Here is a 16934-nt window from a genome sequence, read left to right on the forward strand (position 1 = left end):
AGCCCCCAAATGAACAGCCATGCCTGAATATGCCCCGATAGAAATCCCGGAACACCCGCGTCTTGCGCAGAACATTATTCATTTTGCGAGGGCGCTGCGGCGGGCGGGGCTGCCGGTTGGTCCGGGGCGCGTCGTCGATGCGATCCGCGCTGTCGAAGCAGCGGGCTTTACTGAACGCATGGATTTTTACTGGACCTTGCACGCCTGTTTTGTGAACCGGCCCGAACATCGCCGGGTCTTTGCGCAGGTCTTTCGCCTCTATTGGCGCGACCCACGGTATCTCGAACACATGATGTCCTTCATGCTGCCTGCAATCCGCGGTGTACAAGAGGAACGCAGCGCGCAGGCCGCCGAAAAACGGGCAGCGCAGGCCTTGCTGGGCGACGAGATGCCCGAGATGCCGGAACAGGAAAACGAAGAGGAAGGCACGCAGATCGAGATTGACGCCTCGATGACCATGTCGTCCGAGGAAAAACTGCGCAGTCTCGACTTTGAACAGATGTCCACAGAAGAGATCGCACAGGCCAAGCGCATGATCGCAAGGCTGACCTTGCCCGTTAAACCGATTGCGTCCCGCCGACGTCAGGCTTCGGTGCATGGGGCGCGGATGGATGCGCGGCGGACCATTCGCTCTGCGTTGCGTCATGGCGGAGAAATACACACCATCGCACGGGCCAAGCAACGCGAACGCTGGCCCAATCTCGTTGTGCTTTGCGATATTTCGGGCTCCATGAGCCAATACAGCCGCATGGTTTTGCATTTTCTGCATGCGGTGGCCAATGAGAAGGGGGCTGGCTGGGCAAAGGTGCATGCCTTTACCTTTGGAACCCGGCTGACCAACATCACCCGGCATCTGGCCACCCGTGACGTGGATGCTGCGCTCAAATCGGCCGGGGCCGAGGCGCAGGACTGGGAAGGCGGCACCCGGATCGGATCTTGCCTGCATGACTTTAATCGCGATTGGTCGCGGCGGGTTATGGGGCAGGGCGCAGTTGTGTTGTTGATCACTGATGGGCTCGACCGGGACGACGTGGGGGCCTTGGAAAAGGAAATGGAACGCCTGCACCTGTCTTCGCGTCGGCTGATCTGGCTCAATCCCCTGTTGCGATGGGAAGGGTTTGCACCAAAAGCGACGGGCATTCGGGCCATGCTGCCCCATGTCCACAGTTTTCGCGCAGGCCATTCGATCCAATCACTGGAAGATCTGGCCGAGGCGATCTCGCGCCCGGATGATCTGGGCGAAAAAGCCCGCTTGATGGCGCTGCTCTAGCTTGTGCATTCCTGTGTTGCGTCTCCAGACCGCCAGAAGACAGAAGGGGTGTTTGATTTCCGTCCGTGCGGTGGCAAGATTCCAGTCAGTGCCGCATATTGATGTTCATGGATGACGTTGGTTATGCTAAGTCATCGCATAGCAGTTTTTTCATTGGGGTCTTAATCCATGTGTCTCGTATGCAGCGCTTCCAGTAGCTACACACCGTCCTATCATCCACTTTTGTCTAACAGCACCTTTGTTGAAATCATGAATGCTGTCCCGGGTGGGTTCCCGATCAAAGGCTACGCAACCGGACCGGGTTCGACCCCAACAGTGACTGCGCCAACCAGTGGCACCTTTGGATCGGACCTTGGCGAGCTTTACACCGGCGACAATGGCAGTGGCGGCGCTGATGTACAGCCTGCACCATCGTTGGACCTTTTGGGCCTTGTTGCAGCGTCTGGCGGCTCGGCGGACAGTATCGCCTTTTCTGCGGCCCGTGACGCGCAGGTTGATTCCGAGGCGGCCATCATAGTGCCAGCGGCCGTTTCGCCTGCGGACGCAGGGGCGGCCCCGGCGGGTGACGCATCTGCGGATGTCACAGAAGGTGTCTTGGCTGATCTCAACGTGGAAATCCAAGAGGCCCTTGATCTGTTCTGATCGGGGTCTTGGACGCAAAGCGGTAATCCACGACGACTTCATAGAACAGGCGCGCGAAATATTCGCGCGCCTGTTTGCTGTTTTGCAGGGCTTAGTTGCTGCCAAGCGGGTTAAGCGAGCCGAAGATATGGCTGACATTGACCCCGGGGCTGGTGCGATCAGACACCGAATGGCACGTGAAGCAGTTTTCCGATGTGAACCCGTTGTGATCGGGATACTGGTGGAACGTCTCCATCGTCGAGTTGGCCAAACGTAAACCGCCGCGGATCGTTCCGTCTGTTCCGCTCAGCGGAAGCTGGCCTTCGGACGTCCAGATGCCGCCAATCTGATAGTAGTTCGCGCGGACATCAGACAGTGCTGATAACATCCCCATCACCGAGACGTTCAACGACACCAGATCTGTGTTGTTTCCTGCATCGTTGTTCGGTCCTGGCGCAACACCCCATGGGTTCTTTTGCGCCACTTTGACCGGTCCGATCGGGCCGCCGTTCTTGGCCTTGATGCTGCCATCAGATTGCTGTGCGGCATTGGGAACAATCACATCTGGCGTGTATGTTGCGTCAACATCGAAGGTCCATGTGCCACTGGCATTGTAGGCCACCAACGACTGATCGCCGCCAGTTGTGGTGTAGACATAGTCGGCCATGGGCGCGTTGTTGATGTGCTCATAGCTGATCCAGACCAGTTCGGGATGCCCCAACACCGGCGCCGCGATGTGCATGCCCACCAGGGCCAGCTCTATGGTTTCGGTTCCGGTCACAACCCAGGTGTCCCCGGTTTCGTCATATGTCGGAACCACGGCCTGCGCAGTCACAAAGTCTGCCTTGGTCACGGTTGAGGCATCCACCCAAGAGGTTTTAAGCTCCATTGTGCTGGCGCGCGTGTCCGTGATTTCCGCACCGTTGTCGATCGCGTATTCGACGATCAGATTGACCTGATCCTCGGTGGTGGGAAAGTCATCGCCCAGTTCGCTCAGCGCGCCATTCACGGTGCCAGTTCGGAACCATGCGTAGATATCGTTTGCATGCACGCCGTAGTAGACCAGAGAATTGTTTGCGTTGATCAGGACATCGCCGCCACCAGCCTGACCCGTGCCTTCGGAGGTGATGGATTTCACGCTGCGTAGCTGCATCAGATTGTCTGATGATCCGTTCTGGATGAATTTCCGGTTGCCGCTGCCATCCGGCACAACGTCGTAAAACTGCGCACCGTCAACAACCACGCCGCCTGCTGAATCCGGGGATGTCAGCCACAGGAACATCTGTGCGCCCCATTTGTAGAAATCGCACTTGGTGTTGGTCGCAGGGGGCGGAAAGTCAAAGCCGTTGGCCGGTTCGACCGCGCCACCAGCAGTGGCTGTCCCACCGCTGAACCAGCTGTTGAACGCCGTCTGATCCACCCCGCAGGTGACCTGCGCGTCTGTCGGAAGCACGACCTGAGCTGACAGGGGACCCGCGCCGAGACCTGCGGCGCAAACAAGGCCTAAACCAATGATACTCTTACATGTATTTGAACTATTGGTTGTTGAGTTAACCATGACACTCTCCTTTTGGGTGAGGCGAGCGTCTGATCTTACTTACCTAGGGTCAAATTAAATTGCCCGGTTTAATGGAAATTTCATTTTTTTTGCCCGCAGAAGGAGATCGCGGGCAAAACGGTTGCGATCAGTTCAGCATTTCCTTGGTCGCGGAAAGCGTCACATCCGGATAATCCCGTTCAACCCGGTCGATGTCCCATTGCAGACGTGTCAGGTAAACGACGTCCCCATCATGGTCATGGGCGATGTGCTGCTTGTTGGCATTGGTGAATTTTTCCACCGCATCCTTTTGACCATGCACCCAGCGGGCAGATGTAAACTGGCTGCCTTCAAAGCGGACGGGCAGGCCGTACTCCAATTCGATCCGGCTACCCAGCACTTCGAATTGCAGTGCGCCGACAACGCCGACGATAAAGCCCGAACCAAAGGCAGGTTTGAAGACCTTGGCCGCACCTTCTTCGGCAAATTGCATCAAGGCCTTTTCCAAGTGCTTTGCTTTCATCGGATCGCCCGCCCGACAGCTTTGCAGCAATTCAGGTGCGAAGCTGGGAATACCGGTCGCCTTTAGCATTTCGCCCTCGGTCAGTGTGTCGCCGATGCGCAACTGGCCGTGGTTCGGAATGCCGATGATGTCCCCGGCCCAGGCCTCTTCGGCCAATTCCCGATCCGAGGCCAGAAAGAGTACCGGGTTCGAGATCGCCATGGGTTTTTTGCTGCGCACATGGGTCAGCTTCATACCGCGATGGAAATGACCTGAAGCCAGCCGGACAAAGGCCACCCGGTCACGGTGTTTTGGATCCATGTTGGCCTGCACCTTAAAGACAAAGCCAGTGACCTTTTTTTCCTCAGGGGCGATCTCGCGCGGGCTTGCGCGCTGCGGCTGTGGTTCGGGCCCGTAGGTTGCAATCCCTTCCATCAGTTCCTGAACGCCAAAGCTGTTGATGGCCGAGCCAAACCAGATCGGGGTCATGTGCCCTTCGAGCACCGATTGCGGATCAAGTGTTGGCAGTAATTCGCGCGCCATTTCCACTTCTTCGCGCAACTGTTCCAACAGGGCTGCGGGGATGTGGTCTTCCATGGCCGGATCGTCCAGGCCATTCAGCGTGATGGTTTCCGCGACCTTGTTGCGGTCGGCGCGGTCCATCAGTTCAAGCCGGTCGTTCAGCAAATCGTAACAGCCCAGAAAATCGCGGCCCATGCCAATTGGCCAGCTGGCCGGTGTCACGTCGATGGCGAGGTTTTCTTGAATCTCGTCAATGATCTCGAAGGTGTCGCGCGCCTCGCGGTCCATCTTGTTGCAAAAGGTCAGGATCGGCAGATCGCGCAGACGGCAAACCTCAAAGAGCTTTTGCGTCTGGCTTTCGACGCCCTTGGCCCCATCGATCACCATAACGGCAGCATCCACCGCAGTCAGTGTGCGATACGTGTCTTCGGAAAAGTCGGAGTGACCGGGGGTGTCCACCAGATTAAAGCGGAAGTGTTTGAAATCAAACGACATCGCAGATGCCGAAACGGAGATGCCGCGATCCTTTTCCATCTGCATGAAGTCTGAGCGCGTGCGCCGCGCTTCGCCCTTGGCACGCACCTGTCCCGCCATCTGGATCGCACCACCATAAAGCAGGAACTTTTCGGTCAGCGTCGTCTTACCCGCATCCGGATGCGAGATAATGGCAAAGGTACGCCGCCGGGCAATCTCGGCGGGCAGGGCGGGGCGGTTGGTGGCGGTCTGCGTGTCGGACATGGCGGCTGCGTAACGCGGAATCGCAAGATGCACAATCCATGCACAAAGCTGGCGGTTGTGGGTGCGGCTGGCAGATGGCGGGTTTTGCGTATTTTTGAAAATGAGAAGCCATTGGGCGTGTCGCTCAAGCGGCGCGCGTGGCTTTTCGCAGCCGCTGGTACAACGGCAGACGGGTTCATTGGCTAATTTCTGCCGGCGCTGAGGGTTTTAACTGAAAGACTTGCTAAACTGTTAAGGGCTGCGTTATTCATGAGAACATAAATAGAACATTTGGAGGGATTGATGGATATCAAAGCGATTGCAAATGAATTGGTGGAAGGCTGCCGCACAAATCAGGAAAGCGTCAATCTGGAGCGTCTTTATGCCCCCGACGCCGTGTCCGTCGAGGCCATGGACCAAGGCAACGGTCGTGAGACCAAAGGTTTGGACGGCATCCGCGCCAAGCACAGCTGGTGGGCTGAGACCTTTGAAGTCACAGGCGGTCAGGTCAGTGATCCGATGATCCACGGAGATGACCGTTTTGCCGTGATTTTCGAAGTGCAGGGGCACGAGAAGGCCAGCGGTGAAAGCTTCGACATGAAGGAAGTCGCGGTTTACCACGTCGCAGAAGGCAAGATTGTGCGCGAAGAGTTCTTCTACGGATAACGGGCCGCGTCAGTTGGTTGATGATTTGCGTAAAATCTCGGCAGCGTCTGGCCGTGCCAACAGCGCCTCCTGGACCTCAAGTTCGCGGTGGCTGGTTTTGCGGTGGCCGGGGATCAGCTGTGTCAGCCGGTCGTTCAGCTCTTCGGGCAACACACCGCTGGTCCGGGTGTCGACCAGCAGCGATTCCGCAGCGATGCCCTCGGCATAGATGATCTGGTGGTTGTCAAAGAGCATCTGGTAATAGTCGACAAAGCCGCCCGACAGGCGTTTGATCGTGTCTCCGTTGACCAGATGGCGCGCGCGGACCAGCAATTCCGCACGACCTGCGCCAAGCCGGTCCCGACGCTGATAGATGAACAGCCGGAAGTCCGGGCTGACGACCAGATCCCGGGTGTTGTTCAATGTGCCTTCGCGAATGGCAATCGGGGCAAACGCGCCAACGGCTCGTACGGTTTGGTGGCCGATCCAGCGGATTTCCTGCGGGCCATCGTCCCGGGTCAGAACGCGGTCGCCAACCTTGAGGTTTTCCACGGGCTCCTGAGCGCCGGAGGCCATGGTGATCAGAGTGCCTGCAGTGAAGGAAACACAGGCCACCTGCGCAAAGCGCTGCATGGCGGTTTCGCGGTTTACACCAACCAGAACGTGGTCGGACTGCGGCAGCATCGGCGCAAGCGGAAGGGCGTAGACCTGTGTGACATCGCCTTGATCGTCAACTTCGACCAGAACCAGAATTTCCGTGGTCTGGCCGTCGCCGGACATCAGAGTCAGGCAACTGTCCAGATGCACCTGTGCGCCGGGCGCGCCCAGTTCGCTGTCGGCTGCAACCTCAAAGGGCGATTGTGCCGAGGCGATGACCGTCAGCTGGGAGGTGGCTGCAAGAGGGGACAGGCGGTAGACGTCGTCTTCGATGACTTCGTCGGCAAAACTCAGAGCATCGCCAAGGTTCGCGCCATTGATAACGCGCAGCATTTCAGCGCGATAAACTGAAAGGCTTTGGATCGGGCGCTGACTTGCGGAAAGAGACATGTGGCTCAGACTCTGGTTTGGGACGCATTCACAAAGGAAAACTGTAACGAGGATTGTATGGTTTGTGAATGTGTCATCAAATGGGAGCAGACGGGGCTTTTGTCGGCCATCGGGATACAATTCAACACCATTGGGGAGATTTGGAAATGGATCTGGGCATCAAGGGAAAACGGGCGCTGGTTTGTGCCTCGAGCAAGGGACTGGGGCGCGGCTGTGCGGAAGCCTTGGCCGAGGCTGGCGTCAATCTGGTTCTGAACGCCCGTGGCGCAGAAGCGCTTGAGGCAACGGCCGATGACATCCGCAGCCGGTTTGGCGTGGGTGTTCAAACGGTTGCGGCGGATATCACCACAGAGGACGGGCGCGCGGAGGTGCTCGCGGCGGCCGGGGAGCTGGACATTCTGGTGAACAACGCAGGGGGACCGCCACCGGGGCTTTGGAGCGACTGGGGGCGGGAGGATTTCATCGCCGCACTGGATTCCAATATGTTGACGCCTATCGCGCTAATGACAGAGTTGATGCCGAAGATGGCCGACAAGGGCTGGGGCCGTGTGGTCAACATCACCAGCCAGTCGGTCAAGGCGCCAATCCCGCAATTGGGTCTGTCCAATGCGGCCCGCACCGGGCTCACCGGTTATGTGGCGGGCACAGCGCGGCAGGTGGCGCCCTTTGGCGTGATCGTGAACAACCTTTTGCCGGGGGCTCATGATACCGACCGTATTCGCACCTTGGATGCCAACACGGCGCGCAGCCAGAATACCACGGCCGAAGAGGCGCGGGCGGCTCGGTTTGAGACTATTCCGGCTCGCCGATACGGCACCTCTGAAGAATTTGGGGCCATGTGTGCGTTCCTGTGCTCGCAGCATGCGGGCTATATCGTCGGGCAGAACATCCTGCTTGATGGCGGGGGGATCAACGCAACCATTTGATCCCCATTGCGTGGATTGGTGAGGGGGCTATGCCCCCGCCCGCCTTGGGCCGGCAGTGGTGACGTTTGAAAATCAAAGAAGGGCTAGCATGGCAAGAGGACCAGACGGGCAGGGGGGCGGCGCGGGTTTTTCGCTTTCAGACCAATTGTTTAATGCCGAAAGTGTCGGGGATCTGGCCCGTGAGCATTCGGTGTTGCCCGGTTTTGACTCAGAGCGGTTTTCTGCCGAGGTTCTGGCAGGGTTTGACGGGCGCGGGCTGTTGGAGCGGCTGGACTGGATCGCAACCTGCCTCGAAACCCAGTTGCCACAGGATTTTCCGGCCATGGCAGAGGCAATGGAAGCGGCGATGCCGTCCATGCTTGATCCCGAACGCAGCGATGACGACTTTGGGCGCTTTATCCACGCAGTTCCGGGCATTCTGGCGGTGCGGCATGGGATGGAAGAGCACAGGGAACGCGCTTTGGACTTGCTCTATGAGGCGACCAAGCGGTTTTCCATGGAATTCTACATTCGCCCATTCCTGAACCGGTGGCCGGAGGAAACGCTGAAGCGGCTGGATGAATGGTCTGTTGATGACAACTACCATGTGCGCCGTCTGGTCAGTGAAGGCACGCGGCCGCGTCTGCCTTGGGCGGCCAATATCACCTTGGCCCCGGATGTGCCGTTACGCTTTCTGGATCGGTTGCATGCGGACCGGGCGCGGTTTGTCACGCGGTCGGTGGCCAATCACATGAACGACCTGTCCCGCATCATCCCTGACGACGTTGTCACGCGCCTGAAGGGTTGGGCTGAGGAAGGGCGGCAATCCGCCAAGGAAATGGACTGGATCACCCGGCATGCGCTGCGCACAGCCGTCAAACGGGGAGAGCGCGGCGCGCTGGATCTGCTGGGTTATCGGGCTGGAGCCGTGGAAGCGAAGATCACATTGCGCACTACATCCGTGAAAATCGGATCAGCGCTTGAGTTTGATGTGAGCGTGCAAAGCCCGGAGGCTCTGCCGGTCATGGTGGATTATCGTTTGCGCTTTGCCAGACCCAAGGGAGAGGCTGAAAAAGTCTTTAAGCTGAAATCCACTGGTCTGGAGGCGGGTAAACCGCTGGTTCTGAGCAAACAACACAAGTTCAAGGGCAATGCGACAACCTTTCGGCTCTATCCCGGTACTCACGGTTTAACCATTCAGATCAACGGAATGGATGTGGCGAGTACGGAATTCGAACTGCTCGACGCCTGACCCGTCAGGATTGCCAGCGGGTTTCCAGCTTTTCCAGTGCCGCGATCCGCTCTTCGGTTTTCGGATGAGACATTAGCCATGCAGGCGCAGCGCCGGATCGTGCCTGCGTCAGTGCTTCGAGCTTGTGAAAGAGAGACTTTTGCGGCTCAACGCCAATTCCGGCCTTGGTCAGCAACGCTGCGGCGTATTCGTCCGCTTCATACTCATCAGAACGAGAGAGTTTGGCCGCCAGCAAGGTCGTCAGTCCGTTGGCTATCCAGACACCAACGCCGGGCAGGAAGCGTGACAGCACCATGGCCAGCGCGGTGCGCAGGGCATTTTGACCGGAAAAGTCGATCATGCGCCGCTTGGAATGACCCAGTGCGACATGGCCCAGTTCGTGCGCAATGACCGAGGCCAATTCTTCGGCCGTGACTTCGCCGTTTTGATATTTGCGAAAGAAGCCCCGGGTGATGAAGATACGCCCGTCCGGCGCGGCCAGCCCGTTGACCGGATCGATTTCATAGATATGCACCCGCACGCGCGGCAGATCGAGCGAGGCTGCCATTCGATCCGTCAGCTTCTTTAGCTGAGGGTCGGCGAGCTCGGTAGACCGCGCATCCAGTTCCTTAGCAGTTCGCCAAGCGGAAAAACGGTACATGACCAGTGCGTAGAGAACCGCAAGGATGATCGGAGAGAACTTGAGCATGGCCCTTATATGGGGCGGGCAGGGCTGCGCGAAAAGGGGGTAAATCGAAGTATGGATTTCTGTACTTTTCCTGAACGCCGTTCAAAAGTAGCCATTGGGCATCATTGTAGATAATTGATGTAAAGGAGTATTTCATGCCCAGAGGTGGAAACGGCAACGGTGGCAATGGCGGAGGCGGAAGCACCGGCGGCACCATTCGCGGAAGCAATCGTGATGATTTCTTGTTTGGGAGCAGCGCAGATGAGCTGATCTTTGGCCGTCGCGGTGATGACACGATTGACGCGGGTGCAGGCAGCGACACAGTCACTGGTGGATCAGGCGCCGATGTGTTTGTCGTTGGCCCGGATACGGATCGGCTTGTTATTACCGACTTTGAAGACGGTATCGATCAGATCGATGTTTCTGCATTCGGGATAAATCCGGCAAACCCGTTTGGTGGGCAGTATGTGGGCTATTTGGCCGACGCTGACGGTGACACAATCCTACAGTTTTTCGATACGATGTCTGGTGACATGCTTGCAGAAGTCGTTCTGGAAGACTTCAACTACACGCAGATTGATCAAAGCGATTACATTTTCTAAACCGCTCAGCCTTGCAACTGAGGCACGATTTCCCTGCCGAAATCGGATCAAAGAAAAACGGGGCCGTATGATCGGCCCCGTTTTTTTGTTGCAGAACTCAGGCGAAATGTTCGCCGAAAGCGGATTGGTGCAGGTCAACCAGATCGCTCAGAGGGGCTTCGCTGTTGCCGAACTTCACAGTGTCCCCAGCAAAGCGACCAACGCTTGTGACCGGAACGCCAGCCTGACCTGCTGCAATCATCAGCGCTTCGGCCTGATCAAAGTTGCAAGCCACAAGATAGCGGCCCTGATCTTCACCAAAGAGAGCGGGGGTCGCATCATCATCCAGCTGAACGCCAACACCTGAGGCGGCGGCCATTTCAAAGGCGGCAAGGGCCAGACCACCATCGCTTAGGTCTGTGCAACACTTGATCAGATCCCGCTGCGCGCGGATGAAATCGCCATTGCGGCGTTCGGCTTCCAGATCAACGGTTGGTGCGTCGCCTTCTTCACGGTTGAAGACCTCAGCCAGAAGGGCCGATTGTCCCAGATGGCCTTCGCCGTCACCGATCAGCAGGGCCACATGTCCATCGCGTGCATAACCAAGGATGGGCTCTTCTTCCGCGTTGATCAGGCCAACTGCGCCGATGGTTGGTGTGGGCAGAATGCCCTGACCGTCGGTTTCATTGTAGAGCGACACGTTGCCAGAGACGATTGGCATGTCGAGCGCAGTGCATGCTTGCCCGATGCCATTCAGAGCGCCAACAAACTGGCCCATGATTTCCGGCTTTTCGGGGTTGCCAAAGTTGAGGTTGTCGGTGGTTGCCAAAGGTTGGGCGCCAACGGCGCACAGGTTGCGGAACGCTTCGGCCACAGCCTGTTTGCCACCCTCAATCGGGTTGGCCCGCACGTAGCGGGGGGTTACGTCCGAGGTGAAGGCCAGCTTTTTGTCTGTGCCGTGTACGCGGATCACGCCCGATCCAAAGCCCGGAATGCGCACCGTGTCGGCCATAACCTGACTGTCGTATTGCTCGTAGACCCATGAACGACCACAGTAGTTGGGGCTGCCGATCAGCGCCCGCAAACCATCGATGCCGTCGATCTGGGGCACATCTTCCAGAGGCTCTGCGGGGGCTGTCGGCTCCCACGGGCGGTCATATTCAGGGGCAGATGAGGACAGGCGCGAAAGCGGCATGTCGGCTTTGACTTCACCATTGTGAACGATGAGAAAGCGATCTTCGTCGATGGTTTCGCCAACGACGGCAAAATCGAGGTCCCATTTGTCGAACACGGCCTTAGCTTCGGCCTCTTTGGCAGGATCCAGAACCATCAGCATCCGTTCTTGGGATTCCGACAGCATCATTTCATAGGCGGTCATGTTTTCTTCGCGCTGCGGGACTTTTTCCAGATCGAGCCGAATGCCCAGTCCGCCCTTGTCGCCCATCTCAACGGCGGAACAGGTCAGGCCCGCTGCGCCCATGTCCTGAATAGAGATCACGGCGCCGGTCTGCATCAGCTCCAGCGTGGCTTCCATCAGACGCTTTTCGGTGAAAGGGTCACCAACCTGAACGGTCGGGCGCTTTTCTTCGATCGATTCATCGAATTCCGCCGAAGCCATGGTCGCACCGCCGACGCCATCCCGGCCGGTCTTGGCGCCCAGATAGACGACGGGGCGTCCGACACCCGAGGCGGCAGAATAGAAAATCTTGTCCGCATCCGCGAGACCAGCGGCAAAGGCATTGACGAGGCAGTTGCCATTGTACGCGGGGTGAAACCGAACCTCTCCGCCAACGGTGGGAACACCAAATGCGTTGCCATAGCCGCCGACGCCTTCGACGACGCCATGCACCAGCTGGCGGGTCTTGGGGTGGTCCTTTTCGCCAAAAGACAGCGCATTCATCGCAGCGATGGGCCGCGCGCCCATGGTAAAGACATCGCGCAGGATGCCACCGACGCCTGTGGCCGCGCCCTGATAGGGTTCGATATACGAAGGGTGGTTGTGGCTTTCCATTTTGAAGACCACGGCCTGCCCATCACCAATGTCGACCACACCCGCGTTTTCGCCGGGGCCACAGATCACCTGCGGACCAGAGGTCGGCAGGTTCTTGAGGTGGATTTTGGAGGATTTGTACGAACAGTGCTCGTTCCACATGGCCGAGAAGATACCCAGTTCGGTAAAGGTCGGCTCTCGGTTCATGATGCGCAGGATTTCAGCGTATTCGTCGGCATTGATACCGTGTGCTGCAATCAGGTCTTCGGTGATGGCTGGCTCTTGCATGCGGTCCCCCGGGGTGGCGATGCGCGCTCTTTACGACACCGTGCACGGAGGGGAAAGAGCGGAGCGTAGAAATGTCCGGCCCGGATGATGCCAGAGCCGCGAATTGGCGCTTGGATTGCCCTGTGGCATATGAACTGTCTTAGAGCCGGGGGGCAGGGCGCGCAGCGTCACGGTCTGATTTGGAAATGACGACAGGGGCAACAACAGGTGCGCCCGACTCGTCAAAGAATGGCGTGTCGCGCCAATTGCCAGTGATCCGGGCGCCCAACACTCTGCACAAAATGGCCAAACCGGTTGCCGCAAAGCCATGTTCCTTCACGGGCGGGTTCGCGGCTTTGGTTTGCACATGCGCTGTCACGGGCCCCAGTGAGCCGTATCCGGCAGGCAGAACCATCCCGGAAAATGAGAATTTTGGTGTTTTGACGGTATTGGCAAATGGTGTGCCGCAGCATCCTGCATGCCAGCGGAACAGACCATTCGGGCCAAGCTGCATCAGCGCCAGATGTTCAGGGCCTTGGGTTATTTTCATGTTGGACGGCGTGGTTTGAAAGATCTCGGTTCCACCGCTGGCGTCGAGATAGTCCGCAGCCCCGAGATGGCGCGCTGATGTCTGACAGTCCGCGCAATAGCAGGCGATGTGTTTGCCTGCTTTGCCATCAAGGATTCGCCATTCCATGGCCCCGCATTTGCAGGAAAAGTCGAGATCAGTCATGGGCAATCTCCTTTTGGATATGTTTGTAACCTATTCGGGCTTGCAGCTAAGCGTAAGCGCCTTTGCGATGAAATTGGGGCCGGTGGTAAGACTTGAGCAGACATAAAACGCTGCTCACATCCGGGGAACACCATGCAAACGCAAACAAACTCAGACACACCACTTTCCAAGCTCTGTCGTGCTTTGGTGGCCCTGTTGATTGCTGGGTTCTGGCCCGGTCGCTCCGCCGAAGAGATCGATGCCCAGATCGCGACGCTAGAGCCGGGGCAGCACAATTTGGTTTTGGGCGGGGTGTTGACCTTTACCGTGTTACTCGCGCTGTTCGCGCTCCAGTTCGGCCTGTTGGGCCTGACCGCTTTCCTGCTCGCGGTTCTGGCTATCGTAGGCTGACGTTTCGCCGCGCCCTAACCCCCAGGGCGCGGCGTTTTCGTTTGACGGCACCCAAGTTCCGGCGTTTGGTGCGCCGAGGAGGTGCCCATGCAAATCATCAAAAACCCGCTTCGCGGAACCGGACTGCTTATTCCGGATATTCCCGTACCCAGCGATAACGCGGATGCGCCACGCGCGCTGCTGGCCCGGTGCCCTGCGCATGCGGAAACCCCATTGGCCCAATCCGCGCAGCTTGCCGCGCACATTGGGGCTGCAGAGGTCTTTGTCAAAGATGAACGAACCCGCATGGGTTTGGGCAGCTTCAAGGCTCTTGGCGCGGCCTATGTTATCGCACACCACGCTGCCGAGGCGGGCGGCGACATCCAGACCGCACTGGCGGGTCGGACCTATGCCACTGCAAGCGCCGGGAACCATGGGCTTTCCGTCGCGGCCGGTGCCGCGCTGTTTGGCGCAAAGGCTGTGGTCTACCTGTCCGAAACCGTTCCCGAAGGCTTTGCCGCGCGTCTGCGTGCCAAAGGGGCCGAAGTTGTTCGGGCTGGCGCGGACTATGAGGCGTCGATGCAGGCTGCATTGCAGGCCGCCGACGCAAATGGCTGGATTTTGCTGAGCGATTCATCGTGGGAAGGATATACAGAGCTGCCCCATCGTCTGATGGAAGGCTATCTGGCCATGGCCGCTGAATGCACAGAGCAGATGGAAGCGCCCACGCATATCATGCTGCAGGCCGGTGTCGGTGGCTTGGCGGGGGCCTGCGCCGCACTGTTCCGGGCAGTTTGGGGCGATGGTCCCAAGATCGTGGTTGTCGAGCCGCAGGCGGCACCAGCGCTCTTCGAATCCATAAAGGCGGGCGAGGCGGTCGAGACCACTGGCCCTGTGTCGTGTATGGGGCGACTGGATTGCAAAGCGCCATCGCTGATTGCGTTGCGCGGTCTTGCACGGGATGCCGATCAGTTTGCTTTGATTTCCGAGGCGGAGGCAGAAACGGCAATGCCACTATTGGCCGAAGCGGGTCTGGCCACCACGCCGTCTGGCGGTGCTGGCTTGGCCGCAGCACTTTGTGATCCTGCGCTTCTGGGAATTAATGCAGAGTCCCGGGTGCTGTGCATTCTCAGCGAAGAGCCGGAATAGAAAGGAAAGCCCATGACGGTGTTTCCCGAAGCCGAATTTGAAAACCGTCTTGCACGCGCTCAGGCTGCGATGGGCAAGGCCGGATTTGACGCGCTCTTGCTGACGAGTGAGGCGGACGTGCGTTATTTCACCGGGTACCTTACCCGGTTTTGGGAGAGCCCGTCGCGGCCTTGGTTCCTCGTCATTCCCGCCTCTGGCAAACCAGTGGCCGTAATCCCGGCGATCGGCGGGGCATTGATGGCCAAGACCTGGATCGACGACATTCGGACCTGGCCTGCGCCGACTCCGGGCGACGATGGCGTTACGCTGCTTGCCGAGTGTTTGCGGGAAATCGGCACAGAGCGCATCGCAATGCCCATGGGTTATGAGACGCAGCTTCGCATGCCGCTGCAGGACTTCCACCGTGTCCAAGACCTGATTGCTCCGATGCGGATCGATGCTGATGGGGGGCTGGTTGCACTTTTGCGCGCGATCAAGTCTCAAGCTGAAGTTGCCTTGATCGAAACAGCCTGTGGGATTGCAGGCCGAGCCTTTGACCGGGTGGGCGAAATCGCGGGGCGTGGCACACCATTGTCCGATGTGTTCCGCAATTTCCAACGGCTCTGTCTCGAAGAGGGGGCCGACTGGGTGCCGTATCTGGCTGGGGGCGCAGGATCGCTGGGCTATGATGATGTGATTTCCCCGGCGACGCCCAGGCCTTTGCAGAGCGGAGATGTTCTGATGCTGGATACCGGCTTGGTGCATCAGGGATACTTTTGTGACTACGACCGCAACTTTGTGGTTGGCCGGCCTGACCCGGCGGTTGCTGCAGGCTATCAACGCCTGCGTGAAGCAACGCAAGCTGGCCAAGAGGCCGCCCGTCCGGGGGCAACGGCGGCAGAGGTGTATCAGGCGATGCAGAATATCTGTCAGGCGGGCCCCGGGCGTTTGGGCCACGGGCTTGGGATGCAACTGACCGAGGGGCTGTCGTTGATTGCTGAGGATCACACGGTGCTAGAGCCGGGTATGGTCATCACGCTTGAACCCGGTGTTGATATCCCCGGTGGTGGCATCCTCGTTCACGAAGATGATTTCGTTATTGAAGAGAACGGCGCGAGGCAACTCAGCCCGACGGCGCCAAGTAACCTTCCGGAGCTTCCGGCATGACTGCACCGTTTCCATATGTTCTGGGCCCTGCGCTGGGCGAACGTGCCAATCTTGGCCTGATTGTTCTGCAAAGTGATGAAACTCTTGAACACGACTGTCGCAGGTTGTTTCCGCTGGATGGCGTGGCCCAATATGTCAGCCGGGTTCAGTCCGCACCCGAGGTCAGCCGCGAAACGCTGGCCGAGATGGAAGCCGATCTGCCACGCGCCGCAGGACTGTTGCCACCGCCGGTGAACTTCGATGTGGTTGGCTATGGATGCACATCCGGAACGTCCGTCATCGGCGCCTGGCGGGTTGAGACGCTGGTGAAAACCGGGTGCAGCACGCGGGCGGTGACTAACCCTCTCAGCGCCTTGGTTGCGGCCTGTCAGGCGCTGGGCGTCCAACGTCTTGCATTGCTGTCACCCTATGTGGAGTCGGTTTCACATGGGTTGCGCGCCGCTGTGGCCGAACACGGGATCGAAACGCCCGTCTTTGGCTCTTTCGACGAAGAAGTGGAAACCCGTGTTGCCCGTATCGACGGGCCATCGGTTCACCAAGCCGCGCAGCAACTGGGCGAACAGGCCGATGTGGATGCAGTGTTCTTGTCCTGTACAAATCTTCGAACCCTCGATGTCATCGCTCCGCTGGAACAGGCGCTGGGCAAACCGGTTCTGTCGTCCAATCAAGTGCTTGCCTGGCATATGATGCGATTGGCCGGACTACAGGATTCGCCCGCAGGCATGGGGCAGCTCTGGAAGGTCTGACGGGCAGGGAGGCGGACGCCATCGGCAACGAGGGTTTCCGATGCGCTCCCACTTGTATTCAAACCCGACGCAACCCGTGCTCAAAATGTCGGATTTGCTGCGACTGGCGCTGGTATGCGGGGGTATGCCTTGGGCAAATACACGCCAGCCCTTAGGAAAGAAGCGATGTCTTACAAGTCTGATATTGAGATTGCGCGTGAAGCGCGGAAGCGTCCGATCCTTGAGATAGGAGAGAAGCTTGGGATTGGGTCTTCTGATCTTTTGCCTT

The 16934-nt window shown here is 58.4% G+C and carries 17 protein-coding genes; 11 read left to right on the forward strand and 6 right to left on the reverse strand.

All coding sequences use genetic code 11. The features are described from left to right. The first annotated feature begins 19 nt into the window (after positions 1–19). On the forward strand, positions 20–1270 hold the full coding sequence (locus tag PFY00_RS18115; RefSeq protein WP_271434007.1) for a vWA domain-containing protein: 1251 nt from the start codon (positions 20–22) through the stop codon (positions 1268–1270). A gap of 249 nt (positions 1271–1519) precedes the next feature. After that, a complete protein-coding gene (locus PFY00_RS18120) occupies positions 1520–1912 on the forward strand; it encodes a hypothetical protein (RefSeq protein ID WP_271434008.1) in 393 nt (130 codons plus the stop codon). A 91-nt stretch (positions 1913–2003) separates the two neighbouring features. Here PFY00_RS18120 and PFY00_RS18125 read toward each other — a convergent pair whose 3' ends face one another. Then, entirely contained in the window at positions 2004–3344 is a 1341-nt protein-coding gene (locus PFY00_RS18125; protein ID WP_271434009.1) for a hypothetical protein, read from the reverse strand. 232 nt (positions 3345–3576) lie between these two features. Further along, complete coding sequence (locus tag PFY00_RS18130) at positions 3577–5190, reverse strand: peptide chain release factor 3 (RefSeq protein ID WP_271434010.1); 1614 nt, start codon at positions 5188–5190, stop codon at positions 3577–3579. Positions 5191–5217: 27 nt separating this feature from the next. Between PFY00_RS18130 and PFY00_RS18135 the strand changes: the two genes are divergently transcribed. Beyond that, positions 5218–5376: a hypothetical protein gene (locus tag PFY00_RS18135; RefSeq protein ID WP_271434011.1), complete on the forward strand. Its 159-nt coding sequence runs from the start codon at positions 5218–5220 to the stop codon at positions 5374–5376. Positions 5377–5472: 96 nt separating this feature from the next. Continuing rightward, positions 5473–5835, forward strand: a complete 363-nt coding sequence (locus tag PFY00_RS18140; protein ID WP_271434012.1) for a nuclear transport factor 2 family protein — start codon at positions 5473–5475, stop codon at positions 5833–5835. Positions 5836–5844: 9 nt separating this feature from the next. Here the strand turns inward: PFY00_RS18140 and PFY00_RS18145 are convergent, their stop codons facing one another. Continuing rightward, entirely contained in the window at positions 5845–6861 is a 1017-nt protein-coding gene (locus tag PFY00_RS18145; RefSeq protein ID WP_271434013.1) for a Hint domain-containing protein, read from the reverse strand. 146 nt (positions 6862–7007) lie between these two features. Between PFY00_RS18145 and PFY00_RS18150 the strand changes: the two genes are divergently transcribed. Together PFY00_RS18150 and PFY00_RS18155 are read left to right on the forward strand one after the other, a co-directional pair. Beyond that, a complete protein-coding gene (locus tag PFY00_RS18150; protein WP_271434014.1) occupies positions 7008–7787 on the forward strand; it encodes an SDR family oxidoreductase in 780 nt (259 codons plus the stop codon). Positions 7788–7875: 88 nt separating this feature from the next. Beyond that, complete coding sequence (locus PFY00_RS18155) at positions 7876–9018, forward strand: hypothetical protein (protein ID WP_271434015.1); 1143 nt, start codon at positions 7876–7878, stop codon at positions 9016–9018. Between the two features lie 4 nt (positions 9019–9022). On the opposite strand, the gene PFY00_RS18160 is transcribed toward PFY00_RS18155, so the two are convergent. Beyond that, entirely contained in the window at positions 9023–9706 is a 684-nt protein-coding gene (locus PFY00_RS18160; protein ID WP_271434016.1) for a M48 family metallopeptidase, read from the reverse strand. 134 nt (positions 9707–9840) lie between these two features. On the opposite strand from PFY00_RS18160, the gene PFY00_RS18165 reads away from it, so the two are divergent. Continuing rightward, positions 9841–10287: a M10 family metallopeptidase C-terminal domain-containing protein gene (locus PFY00_RS18165; protein WP_271434017.1), complete on the forward strand. Its 447-nt coding sequence runs from the start codon at positions 9841–9843 to the stop codon at positions 10285–10287. A 97-nt stretch (positions 10288–10384) separates the two neighbouring features. Here the strand turns inward: PFY00_RS18165 and purL are convergent, their stop codons facing one another. Together purL and PFY00_RS18175 are read right to left on the reverse strand one after the other, a co-directional pair. Beyond that, positions 10385–12544 (reverse strand): phosphoribosylformylglycinamidine synthase subunit PurL, encoded by a 2160-nt coding sequence (gene purL, locus PFY00_RS18170; RefSeq protein WP_271434018.1) that lies wholly within the window; start codon positions 12542–12544, stop codon positions 10385–10387. A 139-nt stretch (positions 12545–12683) separates the two neighbouring features. Next, entirely contained in the window at positions 12684–13256 is a 573-nt protein-coding gene (locus PFY00_RS18175; protein WP_271434019.1) for a DUF6151 family protein, read from the reverse strand. Between the two features lie 132 nt (positions 13257–13388). On the opposite strand from PFY00_RS18175, the gene PFY00_RS18180 reads away from it, so the two are divergent. The 4 genes from PFY00_RS18180 to PFY00_RS18195 all read left to right on the forward strand — a co-directional run bounded on the left by PFY00_RS18180 (position 13389) and on the right by PFY00_RS18195 (position 16666). After that, complete coding sequence (locus PFY00_RS18180) at positions 13389–13646, forward strand: hypothetical protein (RefSeq protein WP_271434020.1); 258 nt, start codon at positions 13389–13391, stop codon at positions 13644–13646. 87 nt (positions 13647–13733) lie between these two features. After that, complete coding sequence (locus PFY00_RS18185; protein WP_271434021.1) at positions 13734–14774, forward strand: pyridoxal-phosphate dependent enzyme; 1041 nt, start codon at positions 13734–13736, stop codon at positions 14772–14774. Between the two features lie 12 nt (positions 14775–14786). Further along, positions 14787–15920, forward strand: a complete 1134-nt coding sequence (locus tag PFY00_RS18190; RefSeq protein ID WP_271434022.1) for a M24 family metallopeptidase — start codon at positions 14787–14789, stop codon at positions 15918–15920. Next, the gene (locus PFY00_RS18195) at positions 15917–16666 is read left to right on the forward strand and encodes a maleate cis-trans isomerase family protein (RefSeq protein ID WP_271434023.1); all 750 of its coding nucleotides are present in this window, start codon (positions 15917–15919) and stop codon (positions 16664–16666) included. Before PFY00_RS18190 ends, PFY00_RS18195 begins: the two co-directional genes overlap by 4 nt. The last annotated feature ends 268 nt before the right edge of the window (positions 16667–16934 follow it).

The sequence above is a fragment of the Thalassococcus lentus genome (assembly GCF_028023555.1).
Classification (GTDB): domain Bacteria; phylum Pseudomonadota; class Alphaproteobacteria; order Rhodobacterales; family Rhodobacteraceae; genus Thalassococcus_A; species Thalassococcus_A lentus.

Excerpts from the sequence above, each read along its gene's own strand:
- PFY00_RS18115 (WP_271434007.1), top strand. The coding sequence starts at position 20 with ATGCCTGAATATGCCCCGATAGAAATCCCGGAACACCCGCGTCTTGCG.
- PFY00_RS18120 (WP_271434008.1), top strand. The coding sequence starts at position 1,520 with ATGAATGCTGTCCCGGGTGGGTTCCCGATCAAAGGCTACGCAACCGGA.
- PFY00_RS18130 (WP_271434010.1), bottom strand. The coding sequence starts at position 5,190 with ATGTCCGACACGCAGACCGCCACCAACCGCCCCGCCCTGCCCGCCGAG.
- PFY00_RS18135 (WP_271434011.1), top strand. The coding sequence starts at position 5,218 with ATGCACAATCCATGCACAAAGCTGGCGGTTGTGGGTGCGGCTGGCAGA.
- PFY00_RS18140 (WP_271434012.1), top strand. The coding sequence starts at position 5,473 with ATGGATATCAAAGCGATTGCAAATGAATTGGTGGAAGGCTGCCGCACA.
- PFY00_RS18145 (WP_271434013.1), bottom strand. The coding sequence starts at position 6,861 with ATGTCTCTTTCCGCAAGTCAGCGCCCGATCCAAAGCCTTTCAGTTTAT.
- PFY00_RS18150 (WP_271434014.1), top strand. The coding sequence starts at position 7,008 with ATGGATCTGGGCATCAAGGGAAAACGGGCGCTGGTTTGTGCCTCGAGC.
- PFY00_RS18155 (WP_271434015.1), top strand. The coding sequence starts at position 7,876 with ATGGCAAGAGGACCAGACGGGCAGGGGGGCGGCGCGGGTTTTTCGCTT.
- PFY00_RS18160 (WP_271434016.1), bottom strand. The coding sequence starts at position 9,706 with ATGCTCAAGTTCTCTCCGATCATCCTTGCGGTTCTCTACGCACTGGTC.
- PFY00_RS18165 (WP_271434017.1), top strand. The coding sequence starts at position 9,841 with ATGCCCAGAGGTGGAAACGGCAACGGTGGCAATGGCGGAGGCGGAAGC.
- purL (WP_271434018.1), bottom strand. The coding sequence starts at position 12,544 with ATGCAAGAGCCAGCCATCACCGAAGACCTGATTGCAGCACACGGTATC.
- PFY00_RS18175 (WP_271434019.1), bottom strand. The coding sequence starts at position 13,256 with ATGACTGATCTCGACTTTTCCTGCAAATGCGGGGCCATGGAATGGCGA.
- PFY00_RS18180 (WP_271434020.1), top strand. The coding sequence starts at position 13,389 with ATGCAAACGCAAACAAACTCAGACACACCACTTTCCAAGCTCTGTCGT.
- PFY00_RS18185 (WP_271434021.1), top strand. The coding sequence starts at position 13,734 with ATGCAAATCATCAAAAACCCGCTTCGCGGAACCGGACTGCTTATTCCG.
- PFY00_RS18190 (WP_271434022.1), top strand. The coding sequence starts at position 14,787 with ATGACGGTGTTTCCCGAAGCCGAATTTGAAAACCGTCTTGCACGCGCT.
- PFY00_RS18195 (WP_271434023.1), top strand. The coding sequence starts at position 15,917 with ATGACTGCACCGTTTCCATATGTTCTGGGCCCTGCGCTGGGCGAACGT.